This is a genomic window from Paenibacillus sp. LC231, from assembly GCF_001860525.1.
Taxonomy (GTDB): domain Bacteria; phylum Bacillota; class Bacilli; order Paenibacillales; family Paenibacillaceae; genus Paenibacillus_AQ.
The window spans coordinates 115,290-137,060 of the sequence record NZ_JFOM01000005.1 but is presented as its reverse complement, the minus strand read 5'-3'; the positions used below and the strand labels follow the sequence as shown (position 1 = coordinate 137,060).

Annotated in this window: 27 protein-coding genes; 16 read left to right on the top strand and 11 right to left on the bottom strand. The window is 49.1% G+C overall.

Annotated features, from left to right (window positions below):
- Window positions 1-73: 73 nt before the first annotated feature.
- Window positions 74-1,726 (bottom strand): FAD-dependent oxidoreductase, encoded by a 1,653-nt coding sequence (locus tag AK95_RS02230; RefSeq protein WP_071218277.1) that lies wholly within the window; start codon window positions 1,724-1,726, stop codon window positions 74-76.
- Between the two features lie 240 nt (window positions 1,727-1,966).
- Here AK95_RS02230 and AK95_RS02225 point away from each other — a divergent pair, with 240 nt between their 5' ends.
- From AK95_RS02225 to AK95_RS02185, 9 genes are all read left to right on the top strand, one after another.
- Window positions 1,967-2,227 carry a metal-sensitive transcriptional regulator gene (locus tag AK95_RS02225; protein WP_071218276.1) on the top strand — a complete coding sequence of 87 codons (261 nt, stop codon included), beginning with the start codon at window positions 1,967-1,969 and terminating at the stop codon, window positions 2,225-2,227.
- A 26-nt stretch (window positions 2,228-2,253) separates the two neighbouring features.
- Window positions 2,254-2,481 carry a sulfurtransferase TusA family protein gene (locus tag AK95_RS02220; protein ID WP_071218275.1) on the top strand — a complete coding sequence of 76 codons (228 nt, stop codon included), beginning with the start codon at window positions 2,254-2,256 and terminating at the stop codon, window positions 2,479-2,481.
- Between the two features lie 85 nt (window positions 2,482-2,566).
- Window positions 2,567-3,052, top strand: a complete 486-nt coding sequence (locus AK95_RS02215) for a DsrE/DsrF/DrsH-like family protein (RefSeq protein ID WP_071218274.1) — start codon at window positions 2,567-2,569, stop codon at window positions 3,050-3,052.
- 45 nt (window positions 3,053-3,097) lie between these two features.
- Window positions 3,098-3,463 carry a rhodanese-like domain-containing protein gene (locus AK95_RS02210; RefSeq protein ID WP_071218273.1) on the top strand — a complete coding sequence of 122 codons (366 nt, stop codon included), beginning with the start codon at window positions 3,098-3,100 and terminating at the stop codon, window positions 3,461-3,463.
- 31 nt (window positions 3,464-3,494) lie between these two features.
- Window positions 3,495-3,791, top strand: coding sequence for a rhodanese-like domain-containing protein (locus AK95_RS02205; protein WP_071218272.1), 297 nt, complete (start codon window positions 3,495-3,497; stop codon window positions 3,789-3,791).
- 112 nt (window positions 3,792-3,903) lie between these two features.
- Window positions 3,904-4,488, top strand: a complete 585-nt coding sequence (locus AK95_RS02200; RefSeq protein ID WP_071218271.1) for a sulfurtransferase TusA family protein — start codon at window positions 3,904-3,906, stop codon at window positions 4,486-4,488.
- Between the two features lie 96 nt (window positions 4,489-4,584).
- Entirely contained in the window at window positions 4,585-5,712 is a 1,128-nt protein-coding gene (locus AK95_RS02195) for an MBL fold metallo-hydrolase (RefSeq protein WP_071218270.1), read from the top strand.
- A gap of 153 nt (window positions 5,713-5,865) precedes the next feature.
- Window positions 5,866-6,648: a sulfite exporter TauE/SafE family protein gene (locus AK95_RS02190; RefSeq protein WP_071218269.1), complete on the top strand. Its 783-nt coding sequence runs from the start codon at window positions 5,866-5,868 to the stop codon at window positions 6,646-6,648.
- 185 nt (window positions 6,649-6,833) lie between these two features.
- Entirely contained in the window at window positions 6,834-7,439 is a 606-nt protein-coding gene (locus tag AK95_RS02185; protein ID WP_071218268.1) for a class I SAM-dependent methyltransferase, read from the top strand.
- 17 nt (window positions 7,440-7,456) lie between these two features.
- On the opposite strand, the gene AK95_RS02180 is transcribed toward AK95_RS02185, so the two are convergent.
- Window positions 7,457-8,260 carry an AraC family transcriptional regulator gene (locus AK95_RS02180; RefSeq protein WP_071218267.1) on the bottom strand — a complete coding sequence of 268 codons (804 nt, stop codon included), beginning with the start codon at window positions 8,258-8,260 and terminating at the stop codon, window positions 7,457-7,459.
- A 256-nt stretch (window positions 8,261-8,516) separates the two neighbouring features.
- Here AK95_RS02180 and AK95_RS02175 point away from each other — a divergent pair, with 256 nt between their 5' ends.
- From AK95_RS02175 to AK95_RS02160, 4 genes are all read left to right on the top strand, one after another.
- On the top strand, window positions 8,517-9,977 hold the full coding sequence (locus AK95_RS02175) for a sulfatase family protein (protein WP_071218421.1): 1,461 nt from the start codon (window positions 8,517-8,519) through the stop codon (window positions 9,975-9,977).
- A 217-nt stretch (window positions 9,978-10,194) separates the two neighbouring features.
- Window positions 10,195-11,043 carry a formylglycine-generating enzyme family protein gene (locus AK95_RS02170; RefSeq protein WP_481855807.1) on the top strand — a complete coding sequence of 283 codons (849 nt, stop codon included), beginning with the start codon at window positions 10,195-10,197 and terminating at the stop codon, window positions 11,041-11,043.
- Window positions 11,044-11,232: 189 nt separating this feature from the next.
- Window positions 11,233-12,015, top strand: a complete 783-nt coding sequence (locus AK95_RS02165) for a DeoR/GlpR family DNA-binding transcription regulator (protein WP_071218420.1) — start codon at window positions 11,233-11,235, stop codon at window positions 12,013-12,015.
- A gap of 59 nt (window positions 12,016-12,074) precedes the next feature.
- Complete coding sequence (locus tag AK95_RS02160; protein WP_071218265.1) at window positions 12,075-13,076, top strand: phosphotransferase enzyme family protein; 1,002 nt, start codon at window positions 12,075-12,077, stop codon at window positions 13,074-13,076.
- A gap of 100 nt (window positions 13,077-13,176) precedes the next feature.
- On the opposite strand, the gene AK95_RS02155 is transcribed toward AK95_RS02160, so the two are convergent.
- Window positions 13,177-13,773: a YjgB family protein gene (locus tag AK95_RS02155; protein ID WP_071218264.1), complete on the bottom strand. Its 597-nt coding sequence runs from the start codon at window positions 13,771-13,773 to the stop codon at window positions 13,177-13,179.
- A gap of 271 nt (window positions 13,774-14,044) precedes the next feature.
- On the opposite strand from AK95_RS02155, the gene AK95_RS02150 reads away from it, so the two are divergent.
- Window positions 14,045-14,842: a formate/nitrite transporter family protein gene (locus AK95_RS02150; RefSeq protein ID WP_071218263.1), complete on the top strand. Its 798-nt coding sequence runs from the start codon at window positions 14,045-14,047 to the stop codon at window positions 14,840-14,842.
- A gap of 24 nt (window positions 14,843-14,866) precedes the next feature.
- Here AK95_RS02150 and AK95_RS02145 read toward each other — a convergent pair whose 3' ends face one another.
- The 3 genes from AK95_RS02145 to AK95_RS02135 all read right to left on the bottom strand — a co-directional run bounded on the left by AK95_RS02145 (window position 14,867) and on the right by AK95_RS02135 (window position 18,054).
- Entirely contained in the window at window positions 14,867-15,409 is a 543-nt protein-coding gene (locus tag AK95_RS02145) for a GNAT family N-acetyltransferase (protein ID WP_071218262.1), read from the bottom strand.
- Window positions 15,410-15,527: 118 nt separating this feature from the next.
- Complete coding sequence (locus AK95_RS02140) at window positions 15,528-17,366, bottom strand: UbiD family decarboxylase (RefSeq protein ID WP_071218261.1); 1,839 nt, start codon at window positions 17,364-17,366, stop codon at window positions 15,528-15,530.
- Between the two features lie 130 nt (window positions 17,367-17,496).
- A complete protein-coding gene (locus AK95_RS02135) occupies window positions 17,497-18,054 on the bottom strand; it encodes a hypothetical protein (protein WP_071218260.1) in 558 nt (185 codons plus the stop codon).
- A 168-nt stretch (window positions 18,055-18,222) separates the two neighbouring features.
- Here AK95_RS02135 and AK95_RS02130 point away from each other — a divergent pair, with 168 nt between their 5' ends.
- Window positions 18,223-18,825, top strand: coding sequence for a TetR/AcrR family transcriptional regulator (locus AK95_RS02130; RefSeq protein ID WP_071218259.1), 603 nt, complete (start codon window positions 18,223-18,225; stop codon window positions 18,823-18,825).
- Window positions 18,812-19,114 carry a bacteriocin immunity protein gene (locus tag AK95_RS02125; protein ID WP_083397503.1) on the top strand — a complete coding sequence of 101 codons (303 nt, stop codon included), beginning with the start codon at window positions 18,812-18,814 and terminating at the stop codon, window positions 19,112-19,114. Before AK95_RS02130 ends, AK95_RS02125 begins: the two co-directional genes overlap by 14 nt.
- A gap of 137 nt (window positions 19,115-19,251) precedes the next feature.
- On the opposite strand, the gene AK95_RS02120 is transcribed toward AK95_RS02125, so the two are convergent.
- From AK95_RS02120 to AK95_RS02100, 5 genes are all read right to left on the bottom strand, one after another.
- On the bottom strand, window positions 19,252-19,530 hold the full coding sequence (locus AK95_RS02120) for a YxcD family protein (protein ID WP_071218258.1): 279 nt from the start codon (window positions 19,528-19,530) through the stop codon (window positions 19,252-19,254).
- Window positions 19,531-19,533: 3 nt separating this feature from the next.
- On the bottom strand, window positions 19,534-19,974 hold the full coding sequence (locus tag AK95_RS02115; RefSeq protein ID WP_071218257.1) for a hypothetical protein: 441 nt from the start codon (window positions 19,972-19,974) through the stop codon (window positions 19,534-19,536).
- A gap of 56 nt (window positions 19,975-20,030) precedes the next feature.
- On the bottom strand, window positions 20,031-20,609 hold the full coding sequence (locus AK95_RS02110; RefSeq protein WP_071218256.1) for a PadR family transcriptional regulator: 579 nt from the start codon (window positions 20,607-20,609) through the stop codon (window positions 20,031-20,033).
- Between the two features lie 204 nt (window positions 20,610-20,813).
- A complete protein-coding gene (locus AK95_RS02105; RefSeq protein ID WP_071218255.1) occupies window positions 20,814-21,383 on the bottom strand; it encodes a beta-class carbonic anhydrase in 570 nt (189 codons plus the stop codon).
- 44 nt (window positions 21,384-21,427) lie between these two features.
- Entirely contained in the window at window positions 21,428-21,757 is a 330-nt protein-coding gene (locus tag AK95_RS02100; RefSeq protein ID WP_071218254.1) for an iron-sulfur cluster biosynthesis family protein, read from the bottom strand.
- Window positions 21,758-21,771: the final 14 nt, after the last annotated feature.

Here is a 21,771-nt window from a genome sequence, read left to right as displayed (position 1 = left end):
CCGGGGCTTTTTTGCATGTTTTTACTGCAAGCAGCATGTTCCATCTATTTCAGACGGATATAGTTAGGAACGATTATGATGGCTTGTAAACCGCTGCGTATGTTTTCCAGCCGCCGTCGAGATTCTTAACCCGGAAGCCATGCTGGGCCAAAATACGGGCAGCCAAATATCCGCGCAGCCCAACTTGGCAAGTCACGTACAGCATTTCATTCTCCGGCAATTCCTTCAGTCGGCTGCGCAGATCGTTAAGTGGAATGTTGACGGAACCTGGGATATAACCCGTTTCCCTTTCCTTAGGCTCGCGAACGTCGATCAAGGTTGCACCGTTTCCGACCAGGTCGTCGATCTCATGCCACTGCACCGTTTCAACCAAACCGTCCAAGATGTTGGCGGCAACATATCCGGCATAGTTAACCGGGTCTTTGGCGGAGGAATAAGGGGGCGCGTAGGAAAGCTCCAGCTCCGCCAGGTCCCATACATTGAGATCTCCCTTGATTGCTGTAGCAATGACATCGATTCGCTTATCCACGCCATCTGCTCCAATCGCTTGTGCCCCATAGATTTGACCTGTTTCCGGATGGAATAACAGCTTCAAGGAAATGGGATACGCCCCGGGGTAGTATCCGGCATGAGACGAGGGGTGAATATGGATGGCTTGATAAGGGTTGTTCATCTGCTTGAGGCGCTTTTCGTTAACGCCTGTTGCAGCAACCGTTAGATCAAAGACCTTGGCGATTGACGAGCCGAGCGTGCCTTTGTAACCATTGGTTTTACCATAGATGTGGTCTGCAACCAGGCGCCCCTGCCGGTTGGCAGGACCGGCGAGCGGGATAAAGGCCTGGCTCTGAAGGACATAATCCTTTACCTCAATCGCATCGCCGATGGCATAAATGCTCGGGTCAGCGGTCTGCATATATTCGTTAACTTGAATCCCGCCGCGATCATTGACGGGAAGTCCGGCAGCTGACGCCAGCAAGCTCTCCGGCTGAACGCCTATAGAAAGCAAAGTCATCTCGGTTGATATTCGTTTGCCGCTGGAAAGCTCGATTTGTTGGCCGCCCTTATGAAACTCTTTTACGCCATCCTCAAGAATCAGACGGACTCCTTTTTCCTTAAGATGCGATTGGACGATTGCGGCCATTTCGTAGTCGAGCGGAGCCATCACCTGGTTGGCCATTTCGATGACTGTCACTTGAACGCCTCGATCCGCCAGATTCTCGGCCATTTCCAGCCCGATAAATCCACCCCCGACAATAACGGCTTCCTTCGGATGGACTTCATCCACGTACTGCTTAATCCGGTCCGTATCGGGGATATTGCGCAAAGTGAAGACGTTTGGGGATCCGGTCAGACCGCGAATATCCGGCGTAATCGGCTTCGCGCCAGGTGACAGGATCAGATAATCATAACTCTCGGTGTAGGTTTCTCCGGTAATAAGGTTTTTAATCATAACCATTTTTTCATCGCGCAGTATGGACGTAACTTCGCTATGATTCCGAATATCCAGCTCGTAGCGGCGGCTAAGGCCGGGTACGGTCTGCACCATGAGCTTATCGCGGTCGGTTATCGTTTCTCCTATATAATAGGGCAGACCGCAGTTGGCAAACGAAATATATTCACCGCGCTCCACTAAAACAATGGCAGAGTCCTCATCTAATCTCCGCAGTCTGGCAGCTGCCGAGGCTCCTCCCGCTACGCCGCCGACAATGAGAATTTTTTTGCCCATCGAATATTCCTCCCTGATTTGGTGTATATGATAAATGGATTACTATATACCCTATAGGGTATCATAACATATAGCAGCACGGAAGAGTGTGACAATTATCAGACATGTCCTGATAAACATAAAGTTAGAATTATCCATTTGACAATATACCTATGGGGGTATATATTTAGGGCATGCAAGCCAGAGCCAGTATGCTTTAATCATGCATCCTAAAAAGTGCAGAGACAGGAGGGGATCGAGATGGATTACAATGATCAGATGAAAAATCGGGTGAAACGCATCGAAGGTCAGCTGCGCGGCATTCTGAAAATGATGGAAGAGAACAAGGATTGCAAGGAAGTGATTACCCAGCTCTCCGCAACGCGGACGGCAATAGATCGGACGATCGGCGTAGTCGTCAGTTCCAACCTTGTGGAATGCGTACAGAAAGCTGAAGAGACCGGGCAGGACACGGAGAAGCTTGTGGTTGAAGCGGTCAATTTGCTAGTGAAAAGCAGATAAACGTATCATTTTAAGGAGGAATTTTAATGAACGCGGATAAAGTATTGGATGTGAAAGGCTTGGCATGTCCCATGCCGATCGTGAAAACGAAGAAACAGATGAAGGAGATGCAACAAGGCCAAGTGCTTGAGATTCATGCAACGGATCGAGGCGCGAAGAGCGATTTGACGGCATGGGCCAAGTCGTCGGGCAACGAGATGCTGGAGCAGGCAGAGGATGGGGACGTATTGAAATTTTGGATTAGAAAGGGATAATTTTTTTTGAACGAAAATATACCTATGGGGGTATAAACGCATTCGTTGAGATTTATATATCAAATTTTATAGGGGAGATCACGACGTGACGGAAACAAAAAAAACAACGATTATATTATTTAGCGGCGATTATGACAAAGCAATGGCCGCCTATATCATCGCGAACGGAGCTGCCGCTTATGACCATGAGGTGACGATATTCCATACCTTCTGGGGACTGAACGCACTGCGTAAGGACGAGGATGTCATGCTGCCCAAGAAGAAAAGTTTCATCGAGAAGATGTTTGGGAAAATGATGCCTCGCGGATCCGATAACATGGGTCTTTCCAAGATGAATTTTGCCGGGATGGGTCCAAAAATGATCAAGGATGTGATCAAGAAACACAACGCCGTTCCGCTGCCGCAATTGATCGAGATGGCGCAGGAGCAGGACATCAAGCTTGTTGCATGCACCATGACGATGGATCTGCTAGGGCTGCAGCAAGAAGAACTGCTTGACGGCATTGAGTATGCGGGGGTTGCTGCGTATTTGGGCGATGCTCAGGATGGCAATGTTAACTTGTTCATTTAAGGAAAACAGCGGCGACGGCTGCTGTTATAAAGAGAGGGAATAAAGATGGATATTCTCAATGTATCGTTCATTGCACTTATCATTCTGTTTGTCGTTTGGAGAATCCTCCCGGCTCAGGGAGTCAGGCAGATTACCTCGGCACAGCTGAAGCAAGAGCTTAAAAACAGAAACACAAACAAGCAGTTCATCGATGTCCGGACGCCGGGAGAGTTCAAGGGGAATCACATTCGGGGTTTCCGTAATATTCCGCTGGACCGGCTCATGTCGAGCAGCGATTCGCTCTCCAAAGACATGGAAGTGGTATTGATCTGCCAAAGCGGCATGCGAAGCAACAAAGCGAGCAAAACATTAAAGAAATTAGGCTTTGAGATGGTGACTAACGTGAAGGGCGGCATGAATCGCTGGTCTTAAACTATAAAAAGTAAAAGGAGTACTGAACAACATGAAAGAGATTTCTCCAAAAGAAGTAGAGCATATGCTGAGTGACGGAGCTGACATGAATATCATCGATGTTCGAGAAGCGGAGGAAGTGGCGGAAGGTAAAATTCCGGGCGCCGTCAACATTCCTTTAGGTTTGATTGAATTCCGCAAACAGGATCTTGATCGGTCGAAAGAGTATGTCTTGGTATGCCGTTCCGGGGGGCGCAGCGGCCGTGCAGCCGAATATTTGGAAGGTCAAGGCTATCAAGTCGTCAATATGACGGGCGGTATGCTCGCATGGGAGGGCAATACAGAGTAACTGTGTCTATTTGAAAAAGAATGGGTGTGATAGGCACCCCCTTTTTTTGAACTGAAATATACCCCTGGTGGTATGTGTGTCCGAAAACAAAACAATGGAGGTTCGATGTAATATGGCAGCAATTGAATCGAATATGAGGCTGGATGCTAAGGGGCTGGCTTGCCCGATGCCCATCGTCCGCACGAAAAAAGCGATGAAGGATCTTGAAGCCGGACATGTACTGGAGGTAGAGGCAACCGATAAAGGCTCCAAGGCCGACATGCAGGCATGGGCGGAAAGCACGGGGCATCAATATCTCGGAACGATTGAAGAGGGGGATGTGCTGAAGCACTACCTTCGCAAATCATCAGGAGAAGAAACGGCAGAACGAACTTATCCGCATGTAGCGTCTAATGATCAGCTGGAGGAGAAACTTGCGTCCGGAGCGTCAATCGTCGTTCTGGATGTAAGGGAAGCGGCGGAGTTTGCTTTCAAGCATATTCGAAATGCCGTATCGATTCCTCTTGGTGATCTGGATGAACGTATGGCTGAGCTGAACAAAGAGGATGAAATCTATGTCATCTGCCGTACCGGAACGCGGAGCGACCTGGCTGCGCAAAAGCTTTCAGCTAACGGCTTTGCAGGCATTAGAAACGTCGTACCGGGCATGAGCGGCTGGTGTGGAGAAACTGTGGGCTTGAACGATAACGCAGTTTAAGATGGCTGTTGAAAAAACATGCTGAGCGCTTTTAATAGGCAGCCGGAAGGAATTTAACATTTCAGATCCATTTGAAATTATGAGGAGGAAGGCGACATGACAGTAAGAGAAATGCAAGCGCAAGAAGTGGCCATGAAGGCGATTCGCAAAGAGAGCCTGTTCATATTGGACGTGCGGAACCCATCGGATTACGAGGACTGGAAGATTGAAGGCGAAGGAATTCAGCATTTGAATATTCCCTACTTTGATTTGATTGACGGCGTGGAAGAAATTTTGGATCGAATCCCGAAGGATCAAGAAGTGCTCGTCGTATGCGCCAAGGAAGGCTCGTCGGTGATGGTGGCTGAGATGCTGGCCGAGCACGGCCGGCATGTGGCGTATTTGAAAGGCGGCATGAAGGCATGGAGTGAACACCTTGTTCCCCTGAAGATCGGCAGTTTGGCAGATGGAGGCACGCTTTATCAGTTTGTTCGTATAGGTAAAGGCTGCTTGTCTTATATGGCGGTATCGAATGGTGAAGCGGCATTGTTTGACGCAACCCGTATGACGGAGGTATATCTTGAATTCGCAAAAAGCCTGAATGCAAACATCAAGCATGTGTTTGATACCCATCTCCATGCGGACCATATTTCCGGAGGACGAATGATTGCTAAGCAGACAGGAGCCGTATACTGGCTTCCGCCAAAGGATGCCGGCGAGGTGGCGTTTAAGTACGAACCGCTCAAGAACGGAGGCGAAGTGGCGATCGGCGGCAGCACAATTCGCATTGAAGCGCTCCATTCTCCGGGCCATACCATCGGGTCCACCTCGTTTGTAATTGATGATCAATATTTGCTGACAGGCGATATTCTGTTTATCGATTCCATCGGCCGTCCGGATCTGGCGGGGCTGGCGGAGGATTGGGTTGGCGACTTGCGGGAAACGCTCTATGTCCGCTACACCCATCTTTCGGAAGATCTGACCGTGCTGCCGGCGCATTTCATGGTCATGGACGAACTGAACGAGGACGGAACCGTCGCGAAGAAACTGGGAGAGCTTTACCGGGAAAACCATGGACTCAACATCGCCGATGAGGCAGAGTTCCGGACGTTGGTCACGCAAAATCTGCCGCCGCAGCCCAACAGCTATCAGGAAATCCGCCAAACGAACATGGGGAAAATGAATCCGGATACGGAGCAGCAGCGAGAGATGGAGATCGGGCCGAACCGCTGCGCGGTACGTTAATCTGACAATGGCGATCTGATGTTAAGAGGTAGAAATATGAATTCTACAGCGCTCATTTCAAGGATCGCTAATAATCGGATGAAACAAGAGAAAAAGAGATCAAGGGGAACCAGACAGGTTCCCTTTTCTAAAGAGAAATAAGGGGGCAGCACGATGGAACTAAGCATATCCTTCATCATTACGATATTTTTAATCGGGTTCATTGGCTCTTATATATCAGGAATGGTTGGCATTGGAGGCTCGATCATTAAATACCCGATGCTGCTGTATATCCCGCCGTTATTCGGCCTTGCGGCTTTCACGGCGCATGAAGTATCAGGCATAAGCGCCGTACAGGTATTCTTCGCCACGATCGGCGGCGTGTGGGCATACCGCAAGGGCGGATATCTGAACAAAATGCTCATTATCTATATGGGTTCGGCCATACTGCTGGGCAGCTTCATCGGCGGTTTCGGCTCCAAGATGATGAGCGAAGGCGGCATCAATCTCATCTACGGCATATTGGCGCTGATTGCGGCCATTATGATGTTCATTCCGAACAAAGGGGTGGACGAAATCCCGCTGGATCAGGTCAAGTTCAATAAATGGCTGGCCGCTTCGCTGGCTCTTGTGGTCGGAATCGGAGCCGGCATCGTCGGGGCGGCCGGGGCGTTCCTGCTCGTTCCGATCATGCTGGTTGTATTGAAAATACCGACGCGAATGACCATTGCGTCCTCGCTCGCAATCACCTTCATCTCATCCATCGGTTCTACGGTAGGGAAGCTGACGACGGGACAAGTGGATTATATCCCGGCCCTTATTATGGTTGCTGCCAGTTTGATCGCTTCTCCACTGGGAGCGGTCGCGGGCAAGAAGATGAACACGAAGATCCTGCAGATCATGCTGGCAGTTTTGATCCTGGCAACGGCTATCAAAATTTGGCTGGACATTCTATGAAGGCTGACTCCGGAAATCACTATGGTTATTCCAGACCGAGCTCAGTGAAGATTACGCACAAAGAGGCTATTTCCCCGAACCATTCGGAAGTCACGCTAACATCGATGCGGCAGGAATGGTAAGATGGGGATGAGCTTCAGTGTGTATAGAATGGCGTTGATTTTAAAGAAAGAGGTGCTAAAACGATGAATCCATGGAATGAGCGGTTTCAGGGAGATGAATACGTGTTTGGAACGGACCCGAATGTATTTATTGCCGATATGCATAAGAAATTAGGCTTAACGGGCGACGCACTGGCTATCGCAGAGGGAGAAGGACGGAATGCGGTGTTCCTGGCCCGGGAAGGCATGAACGTTACCGTATGGGATTACGCGGAATCCGGCCTGAACAAAGCCAATCGACTGGCGGAAGCAAGCGGTGTGCAGATTCGCACGGAGCTTGTGGATCTCCAAGATGCGCTGTGGAAGCAGGACCAATGGGATGAGATCATTTGCGTGTTTGGACATTTTCCCAAGGCATTGAGAACGAGGACTTTAGAAGGCGTGAAGTCAGCGGTGAAGCCCGGAGGATATTTCCTCACTGAGGTATATTCACCGTACCAGATTCCTTATCGCAGCGGGGGACCGCAGGATCAGCAATTTTTATACGTGCCTGAGGATTTCCTCGAGCCCTTTGCAGATTGGCGCATAGTCCACTTTTTTATGGGAGAGGTCGTTCGTCATGAGGGTCAGGGGCATCAAGGCTTGTCCCATGTCATTCAGTTTGCTGGGCAGAAGCCGTTAAGAACATGAATGAAGACGAGCGAGGATTAAGTGAACAGCATGGAAATATCGGACCGATCGTCTTGCTGTACATAGTCGGAGGGCGACAGGCCGGTGTGTTTTTTAAACATCCGATAAAAATAGGACGTGTCATAATAACCCAAATAGTGGGCGATATGAGCGATGGTCATGTCCGAATGAAGCAGCAGACTGCAAGCTTCCAGCACGCGCAGCTGGTGCATATACCGAATCGGTGAAAGACCGTACACCTCTTTGAAGAGGGCTGCTGCATAACTCGGAGAGCGATGGATTAGTTTTGCTAATCGATCGATTTCGATGGGTTCGCGGTAATGCTCCAGCAGATACGATTTGATGGTATCCGCGTAGTTTCGTTTGCTGGGTGCCAGCTCATTCTTCTCGAGCTCACGGGCCAGCATGCCGATGAGTTCCTGCATAATGCCCTGACAGATCATGGTACGGTAGCTTTTGCCACCCCGCATTTCCTCATACAGGCGCTCACAGCGCCGGTAGACATATTGGATATGAGAGAGATTGAATTTCATGAATCGACCCGCATCCAGAAATGGAATACCTGTGGATTCTTGACAATCCAATGTAAAGAGAATGGTATGCTTCTGATGGGGAATGCCATTCCAGTTGCTGCCGCTGCGGCTCGTCGACCGGGGAATAAAGAGTACGTCTTCTTTCTCGGCAATGATGTCTTCCCCGTTGATTTCGTATCTCACCTTGCCTTCTCTAACCACAACAAGGACATTGTACTCAATCGTCTCCAGCTGGGTTCGCCAATTCGGTATGTAATCATCAAAATTCACGCTCATCAATTGGATCATAGGACAACACCCCGCAGTGATTTTATACCTATAGCCTAGCACAATATTGCTTCATTTGAGTACTCATTGATTTAATTATGTGATCCTGTTATTTCAAATCGAAGTAGAATCGTACAACATAGTGACGAAATGTACATCGACTCTGCAGGGATCGCGGCCTATAATTTCTAACAAATGCAGAAAAATTGTAAACGCTGACAGGTGAAGTCTTGAAAGATGTCAAGTGAATTCAGATAAGGAAGGAATCGATGAGGATATGAGAGTATTATTGCTGGATTTGGATTCGACCAGGCCGGATCATTTAGGCTGTTATGGCTATCATCGGAATACGTCGCCGAATATTGACCGAATTGCGGCGGAAGGCGTGCGTTTTGACAATTACTATACCTCGGATGCTCCATGTTTTCCTTCAAGAACCGCATTAATGACAGGTAAGTTCGGCATTCATAACGGTGTTGTCGGTCATGGAGGCACGGCTGCCGATGTGCGCCATGAAGGTATCACCCGTGACTTCCGCGACAAGCTGGGGTCGGAGAGCTTTCCAGCTATATTCCGCAGGGCCGGCATGAAGACCGCCTTGATCAGTCCGTTCGGTGAACGTCATTCGGCATGGACCTTCTACGCGGGCTTCAATGAAATGTATAATACGGGTAAGGGCGGGTTGGAATCTGCGGAAGAAGTATCTCCGGTCGTGCTGGATTGGCTGGATCGCAATGCCGATGAAGATAACTGGATGCTCTATGTGAACTTCTGGGATCCGCACACACCGTATCGCGCACCCCAGTCGCTGGGAAATCCATTTGAGCAGGAGCCGCTTCCCGATTGGATTACCGAAGAGGTGCTTCATGAGCACCAGAAGAAGGTCGGACCGCATGGGGTGAACGAAATTAACATGTATAATAGTGAAGTATCCCCCGATTATCCGCGTCATCCCGGAGAGATCAGGACGATGAAGGATCTGCGGACGATGGTGGATGGCTATGATTGCGGCATTCGCCATATGGACGAGCATATCGGCGCGATCTTCGAATTGCTGGAGAACAAGGGAGTAATGGATGATTTGGTTGTCATCATTACCGCGGATCATGGCGAGAACATGGGGGAGCTTGGCATTTATGGAGAACACGGAACAGCGGATCAGGGCACTTGCCGTATTCCGATGATCATTCGGGGGCCTGGCATCGTGAAGGGGGTAACGGATCCCGAGCTCCACTATCATCTGGATCTTTTGCCAACGATGGCGGAATATTTGAACGTTGCACCGGTACGCAGCTGGGATGGCATCAGTTATGCGGAGAGCCTGCGGACCGGTAAAGGCGGCGGCAGGGAGTATCTGGTGGTGTCTCAATGCGCCCATGTCTGTCAGCGAAGCGTGCGATTTGGAGAATGGCTCTACATTCGAACGTATCATGACGGCTATCATCTGTTCGACAAAGAAATGCTGTTCCATATCGCCGAGGATGTCCACGAGCAGTACAATCGGGCAGCTGAAAGACCGGATCTGTGCAGGGAGGCTGTATACCTTCTGAATGAATGGCATGATCATATGATGTCAACGATGCCGTATGACGTGGACCCGTTGTGGACGGTCATGAAGGAGGGAGGACCTTACCATGCCAAAGGTCATCTGCCCCGGTATATCGAGCGTTTGAAGAATACAGGCCGAGGGGAAGCGGTGCCGGAATTGATACGTCGCCATCCGCAGGAATTCGTATAAAATATATAGTTAAAGTGAAGCAGGATAACCGCTCCGGCAGTGGTTGTCCTGTTCTCTGTATCTAGCATAGGAGGAACCGAGCATGGGAGAACAACATTCTTGCTGCTCTGGCGTGAGAGCGAAAGTACAGTTGGGAGAAGCCGATCCGAAGGATCATCAAGACAGTCTAAGTGAAGGCCAATATCATGACCAGTCTCAACTTGAGCTCCATTCCAACATGATCGCGATCCCTGGAGGGACGTTTACGATGGGCACGAATTCACATGAAGGGTTCCCGCGTGACGGCGAGGGTCCGGCTCGCAGCGTAACCGTTTCCGGATTTGAAATCTCACCGTATGCCGTTACGAATGAACAGTTTCAACGGTTCGTGGAAGCTACCGGTTATGTCACGGAAGCGGAGCACTTCGGATGGTCGTTTGTATTCGAACTGCTGGCTTCGGAGGAGACCAAGGCAAGAGTTGCACAAGTTCCGCAGGAAGTGCCTTGGTGGCTGGTGGTCGAAGGCGCATACTGGGCTGCACCCGAGGGAGCGGATTCGAGCATCGAAGACCGAATGGACCATCCGGTGGTACATATATCCTGGAACGATGCGGTTGTTTATTGCCATTGGGCCGGTGTGCGGCTTCCCACAGAAGCGGAGTGGGAGTATGCGGCGCGCGGTGGTTTGGAGGGCAGGACCTATCCTTGGGGAGATCTGCTGAAGTTGGACGGAGAGCATCAATGCAACATATGGCAGGGGAAATTTCCAGTTAAAAATAACGCTAGCGATGGATATATCGGTACCGCGCCGGTAGATGCCTATAAACCGAATGGTTACGGACTATATAACATGTCCGGCAACGTATGGGAATGGTGCGGCGATTGGTTCAGCCCGACTTATCATCAAATGACCTCGCCCATCAATCCGTTCTTTGGTGAGTCTACGGGTAGAAGGTCGATGCGCGGCGGTTCGTACCTGTGCCACAGATCCTATTGCAACCGTTATCGAGTCGCGGCACGCAGCGGGAATACGCCTGACAGCTCGACGGGCAATTGTGGTTTCCGTGTGGTGAGGGAGAGAAAGTAGAACATGAGATATGTTGTATTATGATTATGAGGCAAATTCAGGATTATCCGCACCCAAAGATGCATATAAATGAGTAAAACCGAAGATTATCACTTGAAAAACGGAATATAAATGAATATAATCGAGGTGTGAAGTGGAAATAAAATGAATAAACGGGAGGATAAGTGTATGGTGCAAGATCAATCAGGAATGTTTGCCGAGGAACGTCGTCAGAAAATTCTTGCTTTGCTGCATCAAGATAAACGGGTGATTGCCAAGGACTTGGCCGAGCGGTTTGAAATATCGATTGATTCGATTCGTCGGGATTTGACAATCATGGAGGAGCAAGGTTTACTCCAGAAAACGCACGGAGGCGCCATCCCCTCCATGAAAGTCAGGCAGCCGCCCTTGGCTCCGGAACAGCGGTATGGTGAAGGCTCTCCGGAAGGGCACGCCATTGCTCAATTAGCCGTTTCATACGTCCGAGAAAGAGATACGTTATTCATTGGCAGCAGCTCGCTTACCTACTTACTGCTGAAGTTTCTTCCAGAGCAGATGCCCTTGACAATCGTGACCAACTGCATGCGTGTGGCGGATGCCCTGCGAGAGCGCGAATGGATTGACACTTATTTAATTGGCGGACGGGTGAAGCCTTCCGGAAATATCACGGACGTGCTGGCTAACGAATTTATTCGTCAATTTAAATTTGATATCAGTTTCGTTAGCGGAGGCGGTATATCTGATGAGGGAATATTCGTGGCTACTCCAGAAGTTGCCGCTTTTGGACGCGGGGTCTCTGCCGTATCCCGCCGCAGAATTGGCATGGCAACGCATCGGATCCTTGGACAGGATGGCTTTGCCAGAGCTGGCGCCGTCGAAGATCTGGATGTGTTAATTACCGATCACAAGGCGGATCAGGGGGTTATGGACCGGATTCAGGAGCTGGGCGTAAAGGTCATTGTGGCGAAAACGGAAGAAGTTGCACAGACATAAAGATCCATTCGAGATAACTTTATATAAGATAAGATTTAACAAGTAAGCGAGGTAAAATCATGATTCAGCAGCTTCTGCAAGCGAACTGGCCGGAGTGGAACGGTCGGCTGGCTAAAGGTCCTACGGGCTGGAACAATACGACCCATTTTATTCATAATGAACAACGCCGTTCGGTCATGCGCATTTACAATACGCATCGAGACAGGGCAAGAATCGAATTCGAGTTTGCGGTCCTGGACTCGCTGCAGCGGGTGCCGCTGAGCTTTAAGATACCGGCTCCTATTTCATCCATGTCTGGCGATAGGATGGTTCGGGTTCAAGACGGGAGTGAGCGTTACGCCTGCCTGTTTGCCTACATTGAGGGAGTACGTCCGGAAGAAGGCAGCATTCAAGCAGCGTATTCCTTCGGGGAGAAGACAGGGGAGCTGGTGAATGCTCTGGCGGTATGTTCAATCGGAATGAAGCCGGTGTACCCGCCGTATTACGAGCTGCTTCAGTCCTATCCTGTGTACAACGAGGCGTTCATACTTGATTTTTGCAATCAGCCGCCACCGGCATTCAAGGATCAAGGAGAGGCACTTCATATACTAAAAGAAGCGTACGCTGATATTTGCAGCAGGCTAGAATCTCTTAAAAATCTGCCGCAGCAGCTGGTTCATGGCGATCTGAACTTTTCGAACCTGCTGGTAGACGTAGGCCGTCCGTATACGGTCACCGCTCTGCTTGATTTTGAATTTTGTACACAGGATGTAAGAGCGATGGAGCCTGCGGTCGTCATATCGGGATTTATGGGAATGGCCGACGAGAAGGAGGCCATAAGGCAGTTTTGCGAAGGATTTGCCCAACGCGTACGGCTGAGCGCCGAGGAGATTGGCGCGATTCCGGTTCTCATGCGCTTGCGTATGGTGGATGTGTTTCTTCATTTTTTGAGCCGCTATCGGGAAGGGACCGATGAGTCTTCTGTGTTAAGGGAACAAGTGGATATGCTGGCTGCCGGATTTCAGCGGATGGAATACTGCCAGGAATGGCTGGATGATATGTTGTTTCAGTGTTTGCTGTGAAGATCTCTCGTGAATCCGAAAAGCCCGGCTCTCTAAGAGACCGGGCCTTTCCGATGTATTCTGGACATGCTATTGGTAAGTGAAGAGTTTCCAATCACGGTTATTTATTCAGCAGATTAATATGGTCCAGGTCTGTGCTGCTGTTAAAGATGAACTCCAATTTGTACTCTCCCCGGTTGTAAGTGAGCTTGGTTTGTTTGATTTTTCCGGTTTTGAAAGTGGTTGTGGCATCCGGTGCAAACCAGTTCTGCTTCAGCATTTTCATGGTGATGCCGCCGATGTTGGTCTGTCGTTCCACGTTCGTGCCAAAATAACGCATCTCGCGGATTTTGTTCAGTTTATAGGAAAAGGCGTAGCCTGGATTCCCCATGTTTGCCCCGTATATTTCGAAGGCATCGGCATGCTTGCCGGGTACGGAAGGCTCGCCAATGGCTTTGTACACGTCCTGCTTCGTGCTTTTGCCAATCGTTAAACCGCTGACGGCTCCAGGGAATTGCCCCTTTAAAGCGGGTTTATAAAAGCTGTTAAGTGTCTTGAGCGCTTGCTTTGCAGCATAATCGCCGGAATTTGCAGCCTGGGCGGCTTCTGCTTGCTGAAGCGGAAAAACAGCATGATTTACGCCGATTGCACTTACGCCGAAGACGCCTGCCATGGTCAAGGCGACGATTGCTTTTTTTGCTGGATGTTTCAAGTTCATGTTGCATCCTCTCCTTTGTAACAACTAATTACCACATGCACTGTGCATCAAACAAGTGTGTCAAACTTATCTTCCCATAATAGTGGAAGCGAAGCGGCATTGGGTTACGATTCTATGAAGATGAAATATCAGAATTGATACAACGGAGTGGATCGAGTTCTGCCCACCATGTATGTTTCATCGGGGAGAATGGGGTAATGATGGATGAGGTGATATGAATTATTGGAAAAATCGTGTAATCTATATAGAACCGACTTTTTCAGGAGGAATTATGGAAACCGAATCATTACTCAAGGTGGAGCAGCTTGCTATCAAAAAACACAAAATTTTCAAACAAAGTCATCTTCGTTACATCGCCCGCTCCATGCTCGCCAGCATGTTTATCGGCTTCGGCGTCATTGTTGCGTTTAAGACAGGCAACTTCTTTTATCTGGAGCATTCCCCTCTGACTTACCCGATGGCAGCCATTACGTTTGGCGCGGCGATCATTCTAATCGCGTATGGGGGAGGGGATTTGTTTACGGGGAATACGTTCTACTACACGTACGCCGCTCTCCGCAAGAAACTAAGGTGGCTGGAGGTCGTCAAGCTGTGGGTCTTCAGCTACGCGGGGAATATTTTGGGGGCGTGCACGTTTGCGCTGCTGATATTTTTGACCGGACTTTTCATGGATTCATCCGTGAACGGTTTTCTGCTTGATGTGGTTGAGCACAAAATGACCACCCCGACGGTGCAGCTGTTTTTCAGGGCTATTCTCTGTAACTGGCTCGTGTGCCTTGCCTTTTTTATCCCGATGTCATTGAAGGGCGACGGGGCCAAAATGTTTGCCATGATGCTGTTTGTATTCTGCTTCTTCATTTCCGGATACGAGCACAGCGTTGCCAATATGTGCACCTTTGCCATTGCGCTCGTGCTGAATCATCCCGGCACGATTTCATTGGAAGGCGTACTGCATAACCTGATTCCGGTAACGATTGGCAATTTGATTGGCGGGGTGCTGCTGATGGGTTTTATGTATTATTTTGTGAACAAACCGTTTCTGGATGCCAAGGAATCCCCGGGTGAATAAACCTCGGCGGTTGATGCACAGCCTCTAACGCAAATGGAGCTGGTTCTTTAATAATGAGTACACCCGCGTATCGTGCGCCAGACCATTTTGATAAATATATTGGCGAAGAATACCTTCCGCTTCAAAACCGAGTTTGGTCAGGAGGGCGTGGGAAGCCTGGTTCTCGATAAAAACAACGGCACCGATGCGCGTCAGACCAAGCTCCTTAAAACCATATGCGATAACGGCAGAGGCGGCTTCGCTTGCATAACCTTGCCCCCAGAATTCAGGATGTATTTCATATCCGATCTCGGCCCTCTTATGCCTCGGGGACCATACGTTATACCCAATCGTGCCGATGAGACCCTGGGCATCTTTTCTTTCGATGCCCCATCGAATCCCGCGTTTCTCCCTGTAGTTGTTAGCGAAGAGCTCAACGAATTGGAGAGCCTGATCGATGGTGGTCAGTGTGTCTTGTCCGTAATAGCGAGTCACGTCATCATTCGAGAAGCAGTTGTAGATAGCCCCGGCATCCTGATGCTGGATCTCCCGCAGTCTTAATCGCTGGGTCTCTAGTATTGGAAACATGTTCTTCCTCCCAAGTAGAAAATGAAATATTATAACAACGGGCTGGCCTTAAAAGGACCAGCCCGTTTAAATTGCATTCATTTAAATGTTAGTAGTCCGCTTTAGGATTGCTCAGCACTTATCGTATCGGAATCCGACTTAAACTGCCTCCGTCCGCAAATAAACGCATGATGCTGCGTTCGACCTCTTCATCCGGTATTAATGGCGGGGCCTGATGCGGCTTCGTACGGGCATCGATAATGACCGTATCACAGCCCCAATGCTTGTGCTCATAGCGGCTGTTCACACCGTGAATGTCATGGGAAGGATTGCTGCGCGTAAAGGTTGCCCACAGAAAATTATTCATTGTCGCACTCATGAATTCACTGTCATCGCACAGAATGATCATCGGACAAGACGGGAGCGAACCTCGCTCGCGGATTGCATCGCTTAGGCTCGCCATTTCCTGCTCCACTTCGGCATAACTCGTAAAAGGGGCTCCCTGGATCGCAACAATGCCGGGCATGATCCATTTTGCCGGCGAGTATCCGGGGAGATCCTTTAGGGCTTCAGGCACCTCTTTGCACAATTCCCTTTTTTTATCCCCGACCGCCGCGAATACGACCTTGCTGCCGGTGTTGAGTCCGGTCCCGGAATAATCGAGTGTATCGATCGTGGTATTGGTCTGAAAATGGATGTCCCGCTGCAGATCGATGCGCTCCAATATATAGGTCAAGAAGTCCTCGATGCGATGTGTGCTTAAAGGCTCCATCTCTTCAGCCGCGATGAATAAATACTTGGCTAAGCTTAATTGGCCCGTGCCCAGTATCCGATTAGCAATCGTGAGAAGCTCAGCTGGTTGTTTAACTTGTTGATAAGGGGTATAACGTTCGCTGCCGATGGCAAAGAGCAAGGGGTGTACCCCTGCAGCGTCCACCGCATGCACCTCTTTGACACCCGGGATTTCTTGCCGGATGGCACCGCCGGTCAGTTCATGAATCAGTTCGCCGAAGGACGTATCTTCCTGCGGCGGTCTTCCCACTACCGTAAATGGATAGATTGCCTGCTGTTTGGCGTAAACCTTGTGCACGCGCATGACGGGAAACGGATGGACCAGGCTGTAATAGCCCAGATGATCGCCAAAAGGTCCCTCAGGCTTGGTCTCACCCGGATAGATTTCCCCTGTAATGACGAAATCCGCATCGTGGCTAATGCAGTATCCGTCCACATAGCTGTACCGGAAATGGCGTCCGGACAGCAAGCCGGCAAAGGTTAGCTCGCTCATGCCTTCCGGCAGGGGCATAACCGCTGAAATCGTATGAGCCGGGGGACCCCCGATGAAACAGCTTACTTTAAGCGGCTGCCCCAATTTATTAGCCTTCGCTTGATGGATCCCGATGCCCCGGTGGATCTGATAATGGATGCCGACTTCCTTGTTCGTTTCATATTCGTTGCCTGTCAGCTGCACCCGGTACATGCCCAGATTGGAATTCATGACGCCCGGCTTCTCCGGATCTTCCGAATAGACTTGAGGCAGCGTGACAAAAGCACCGCCATCATCTTTCCAGTGTTTAATTAGCGGCATATCAGAAATTTGGATTTCCTGAAACCCCGGTGGCAGAGCCCCCGTTTTTTTGATAGGTAACGCGGTTTTAGCTGCTAATCCTGTCCCGATATATTTGAACGGATTTTTGAGCGCCTTCATCGGATCGTTGCGCAGCGCAATGACGTCTTGCGTGGATGCAAAGGTATCCCGAAAAATGAATTTACTGCGTTCGATCGTCCCGAACAGGTTGGAGACCGCGCGGAACCTCGAACCTTTTACATTTTCAAACAGCAGCGCCGGGCCGCCTGCAGCATAGACCTTCATATGTATGGCTGCCATTTCCAAATGAGGATCAACCTTTTCATGTATACGAACCAAATGCCCATGTTTCTCCAGATCCATAATGCATTCTTCCAGATTATGATATTTCATTACATAGCTCCAATCCCTTGAAGATAGTGAACTTATTCTACTATTATCGACAATCTCGGAGCACAGGTCAATGACACCCGATATAGACTGGAAGAATGGAAACGGATTTTGATTGAGTGCGGGGCAGGATTCATGCCCGTTGTTCTGCTCCCCCATAATGATCGACAGCAAAGCTGAACAATACTTTCAGCATAAACAGGGTGCCGGCCAATAACATGTAGGGCTGGATGTTGGACAGCAAGAACGTACCTCCTATACCAATCGACAAGAGCAAGCCTCCTATAAAATGCTGCGATGATTTCCCGATCAGCGTATTCACGATCACGGCTCCAGCGATGGTATATGCCCATATCCCTACCGCATACACCATGTCGGTATCCAGCAATACGGCGACCAGGAGAATATGAACGTGGATTGCGATGAACACAATCCGCTGTTTTTTACGGGCTGCATAGAAATTACTGGTCGAGCGGGTGAAGTTGGCGATACAGCCGCAGAAAATATCAAAAATAAGCAATAAAGCAAGGATACCTCGCCATAAAGGCAAAGAATGCAGGATATCCGGAAAAACAAGGCTTACCGCTAGGGTCAGACATCCGCCGAACGCCAAGATGACAAGAATCGTGGCAATGGATTGCTGTTCACCGAAAACCTCATGCAGAATCGAAGGAATCCTTATTGCTTTCATTTCATACCGTCCTCATTTCTTCGTAATTTAATTTGTAGTTATGTAGTGAATAAAGTGATGTACTATAAAAAGAGTATAATTTAGAGTAGGTGAATGTCAATTGTTTTGTAGTGAAAACGTTGAAACACTCTAAAACTTGGTTTATACTTCATTTGAGGTGGAGAACACATGAACGGGTATGAACGCAGAAAGCATAAAAAAATGGAACAAATCTACGCTGTCGCTTTCCAGCTTTTTTCGAGGCACGGTTACCAAAAGGTTAGCGTTAACGAAATCGCCCAACAGGCAGGCGTGTCACCTGCAACGATATATAACTATTTTGGAACCAAAGATCAGCTCTATATGGATATGATCATGGATTGGACGGACAAGCAGTTGGCGGTGTATGAGCGTATTCTGGATTCCGGGCGTTCATTTGCGGAAAAGACCCAAGAAATCATGCTGCTGGAGGCTAAAAATCTGACCTTTTTATCGGAAGAGTTTCGGAATTTCCAAACCTCCGAGGAGCGCGGCATAAGTCAGACCATCCAGCAGTACAGCGAGGAGAAGGTGAAAGATTTTTTTATGAAGTTTGTCGCTCTGGGGAAACAAGAAGGTTATATTCATAAGGATCAAACCGAAGAGGTTACGATGCTGTACTTCTCGATGTTCATGAATGAGCTGGGGCGACGCTGGGATTCGGGGAACCGGGAACATGTCAACGGCAGCATGGAAACCTTGATGGAGCTTTTCTTTTACGGTTTAGCCGGACAAAAACATGAAGTCCATTGAGAGCGAGGGAGAGCGGTTGAATAAGTCTGAGAAGGAATTTATTCGGCGCTGGATCGATGACAAGAAAGGAGCCGTACATGAACGATTAACGAAAGCGCAAATCGTTGATCTGGTGACAAGTCTGTATAATGGGGAAGGCAGCGAGAAAGAGGTGGGGGAATGGATCGAATTGCTGCAGCGGAATGTTCCCCACCCCGACATTAGCAATTTGATTTTTTGGCCGGAAAAAGATCTGACACCTGAGGAAATCGTTGAAAAGGCATTGAATTATAAACCAATCGTGCTATGAGCTCGTTGATGATCGTGCATTTGGTGCCTCGGCTGTACGCGAGTAGGAATATCATATGTTCGAACTTATCTTGGGCAATCAAAAAAAGGGAGCCGCTTCGCATGTTAGCGAAGCGGCTCCTTTATCGATAGATGGTATTATTGCTGAACGATTGCGATAATCTCGTCTTCCAGCTCAAGTCGTACTTGCTCACTGTAAGCGCGGATATTGTATTCGGAGTACAGGTAGCGGAGAATAGCTTCGATGAGGTTAGCCTCAATCAAATATTGCGTTCTTCCGCCGACCCATACTTCAGCCGTATATCCGGTATCTTCGTCCCAGCTAAGCTCAAGCGATACATCCGTTGGTTTGACGCCTCTGCGTTCCGCCTGATGAAGGCAGACCGCATTGACGATTTCGTCCATGCTTAGAACCATGGATTAGTACCGATTGTTGTTATTGTTGTTGTCGCGAGGATCGTTTTGTTTACGACGGTTCTTTACGGAGCGTACAACAGCCATAACGATCATAATCAAAGCCCAGATTGCGATCAGGTTAATGAGCAATCCCATGATTTCGCCCATGAAGCCCATGCCGGCGAACATGCTGCCGAAGAGCAAGCCAGCCAGACCACCGATCATAAGTCCTTTCATCAAGCTGCCGCCGCTGAAAAATCCTGGTTTTTTCGTGTTAGCGGCTGCCCCTGTATTGGAACGGTTGTTCGTTTGTTGAACATTATTAGTATCCTTTTTCGGAGTGCTGTTGTATGACTTGGTCCCGGATTTGAAACCTCCGCCACCTCTTCTGGCATCTGCGGAATCAGGCGTCAGCGCTACAAAGAACAGTGTAATCGCTACAAGAATCGTCAATACTTTTTTCATCGTGTTCTGTCGAACCTCCCAGTAAATTTAGAGTAATAAAGAGTAATACGGACGAGTCACGATAAGGTTTCAAAATTTGTGCGACCATGTTTTGAGGCTGCTGTGTGCTGCTGCTGTCTCAGTAATTCCAGTACCCAATCACACCATTTCAGCTCGGTTTCAGCCATCATCAGCCCTTTGGTAGCGAGCACATAATTGCTGAATACCTTGCTTCCGATCTCGCGGGTGTCCTCGGGAATTCCCTCTAAAATCTGCTCATAATAACGTTTTTTCTCCAGATACCCGATTCTGCGGTCCTCGAAAATATCGACGGCGATGCCGATTTCCGTCAGCCACAGACAAAAGGTTCGAAGAGAAAGTTCATCCTTGGTGACTGCAGGCGCGATCGGTTGGTACATCCATTCACGCAGCTTCTGCATGCCTTTTTCTGTAATCGCATAAATTTTCTTGTCCGGTTTATCACTTTGCTGAACCCAATGCGAGGACAACAGCTGTTTCTCCTCCATGCTGGACAGCAGGGGATAGATTTGACTGTGTTTGGCCTGCCAAAAGGGCTGTATTCGAAGCATCAAATCGTATCCTGATGATTCTCTTCTTGCTAGTAACCCTAACAAGCCGTATGACAACGTATTCATGGACATAACTCCCTTTGAAACGCATATCGTGGACGCTAAGGCGTGGATGGTCATCCGCCTATCGGTCCGGTTGATAAAAAGTGTACACTGAAACTGTATGGTTTGACAACTGGGGGAGGGGGCTTTCTCTCTGCTTTTGGCAAAATTGTGACTAAAAAAGCACAAACGCGTACGCGTTTGTGCTTCCATTTGACTTTGATTGATTTATTCGTTCTCGTATCCTTCTACGACCAGATCAAGCGCACCGGTGTTAGGGTCGATGACCATGCCATGAACGGGAACGTTTGGAGGAAGAAGCGGGTGGTTTTTGATCAGGCTCACCGTATTTTTTACGCCGTCCGTAATGTTATCGAACCCGCGAAGCCATTTGGATAACCGGATGCCGGAGTTTTCCAGTGTGGATAACACTTCATCGGATATGCCGCGGTCTCTCATATGCTGGATCATATCATCGGCGTTCAAGGAAGCCATGCCGCATTCGTAGTGACCCACAACGATGACTTCTTCGGCGTGCAGTTCGTACAGTGCTACCATGACGCTTCGCATAACACTTCCGAAGGGCTGTGAAATGATGGCGCCGGCGTTTTTAATGATTTTGACATCGCCATTTTTGAAATTCATTGCTTTAGGGAGCAGTTCAACCAATCGTGTATCCATACAAGTAATAATGACGAGTTTCTTCTCAGGAAAACGCCCTGTCAGGTAGGATTCGTACTCTTTATTCTCTACAAAGCTGCGATTGTGTTCCAGTATGCTGTTAAGGTGTTTTTCCATCGATTTTCTCTCCTTTGTATCTATCTATAATTTAATTGTTGTAGTTACGCTCTGGCATCTAATACTTGGATATTGGTGCCGTAGTTCTGTCCGCTGCTGTCCAGCCGGAAGGAGTAAGTGGCTGGATCGGCGCCCAGCCTCATCTTCTCTTCGAAAAAAACGGCCTGCTTGCGGTTTACGATAAACGGCACCGTGCTTCCTGTCTCGACAGCGATATCTTCCGTCGTCGGCTCATCTACAATACGCAGGCTTGGGACGCCGTTGACGGCACATCCGCATCCCTCCGTGTCATAGATCAGCCTGATTGCGCCCGGCTTGTCCCCGAGCTTGTCCTTCAGCTTCAGCTCGGCTTGCCGGGTGAGTTGAATATTCACGGCCTCATGACACT

Coding starts and splice junctions, on each gene's coding strand:
- AK95_RS02105 (WP_071218255.1), bottom strand. CDS start 21,383: ATGGAAAAACACCTTAACAGCATACTGGAACACAATCGCAGCTTTGTA.
- AK95_RS02185 (WP_071218268.1), top strand. CDS start 6,834: ATGAATCCATGGAATGAGCGGTTTCAGGGAGATGAATACGTGTTTGGA.
- AK95_RS02140 (WP_071218261.1), bottom strand. CDS start 17,366: ATGAAATATCATAATCTGGAAGAATGCATTATGGATCTGGAGAAACAT.
- AK95_RS02125 (WP_083397503.1), top strand. CDS start 18,812: ATGAAGTCCATTGAGAGCGAGGGAGAGCGGTTGAATAAGTCTGAGAAG.
- AK95_RS02180 (WP_071218267.1), bottom strand. CDS start 8,260: ATGATCCAATTGATGAGCGTGAATTTTGATGATTACATACCGAATTGG.
- AK95_RS02145 (WP_071218262.1), bottom strand. CDS start 15,409: ATGTTTCCAATACTAGAGACCCAGCGATTAAGACTGCGGGAGATCCAG.
- AK95_RS02200 (WP_071218271.1), top strand. CDS start 3,904: ATGGCAGCAATTGAATCGAATATGAGGCTGGATGCTAAGGGGCTGGCT.
- AK95_RS02190 (WP_071218269.1), top strand. CDS start 5,866: ATGGAACTAAGCATATCCTTCATCATTACGATATTTTTAATCGGGTTC.
- AK95_RS02175 (WP_071218421.1), top strand. CDS start 8,517: ATGAGAGTATTATTGCTGGATTTGGATTCGACCAGGCCGGATCATTTA.
- AK95_RS02155 (WP_071218264.1), bottom strand. CDS start 13,773: ATGAACTTGAAACATCCAGCAAAAAAAGCAATCGTCGCCTTGACCATG.
- AK95_RS02170 (WP_481855807.1), top strand. CDS start 10,195: ATGATCGCGATCCCTGGAGGGACGTTTACGATGGGCACGAATTCACAT.
- AK95_RS02110 (WP_071218256.1), bottom strand. CDS start 20,609: ATGAATACGTTGTCATACGGCTTGTTAGGGTTACTAGCAAGAAGAGAA.
- AK95_RS02150 (WP_071218263.1), top strand. CDS start 14,045: ATGGAAACCGAATCATTACTCAAGGTGGAGCAGCTTGCTATCAAAAAA.
- AK95_RS02230 (WP_071218277.1), bottom strand. CDS start 1,726: ATGGGCAAAAAAATTCTCATTGTCGGCGGCGTAGCGGGAGGAGCCTCG.
- AK95_RS02130 (WP_071218259.1), top strand. CDS start 18,223: ATGAACGGGTATGAACGCAGAAAGCATAAAAAAATGGAACAAATCTAC.
- AK95_RS02165 (WP_071218420.1), top strand. CDS start 11,233: ATGTTTGCCGAGGAACGTCGTCAGAAAATTCTTGCTTTGCTGCATCAA.
- AK95_RS02195 (WP_071218270.1), top strand. CDS start 4,585: ATGACAGTAAGAGAAATGCAAGCGCAAGAAGTGGCCATGAAGGCGATT.
- AK95_RS02225 (WP_071218276.1), top strand. CDS start 1,967: ATGGATTACAATGATCAGATGAAAAATCGGGTGAAACGCATCGAAGGT.
- AK95_RS02220 (WP_071218275.1), top strand. CDS start 2,254: ATGAACGCGGATAAAGTATTGGATGTGAAAGGCTTGGCATGTCCCATG.
- AK95_RS02120 (WP_071218258.1), bottom strand. CDS start 19,530: ATGGTTCTAAGCATGGACGAAATCGTCAATGCGGTCTGCCTTCATCAG.
- AK95_RS02135 (WP_071218260.1), bottom strand. CDS start 18,054: ATGAAAGCAATAAGGATTCCTTCGATTCTGCATGAGGTTTTCGGTGAA.
- AK95_RS02205 (WP_071218272.1), top strand. CDS start 3,495: ATGAAAGAGATTTCTCCAAAAGAAGTAGAGCATATGCTGAGTGACGGA.
- AK95_RS02210 (WP_071218273.1), top strand. CDS start 3,098: ATGGATATTCTCAATGTATCGTTCATTGCACTTATCATTCTGTTTGTC.
- AK95_RS02115 (WP_071218257.1), bottom strand. CDS start 19,974: ATGAAAAAAGTATTGACGATTCTTGTAGCGATTACACTGTTCTTTGTA.
- AK95_RS02160 (WP_071218265.1), top strand. CDS start 12,075: ATGATTCAGCAGCTTCTGCAAGCGAACTGGCCGGAGTGGAACGGTCGG.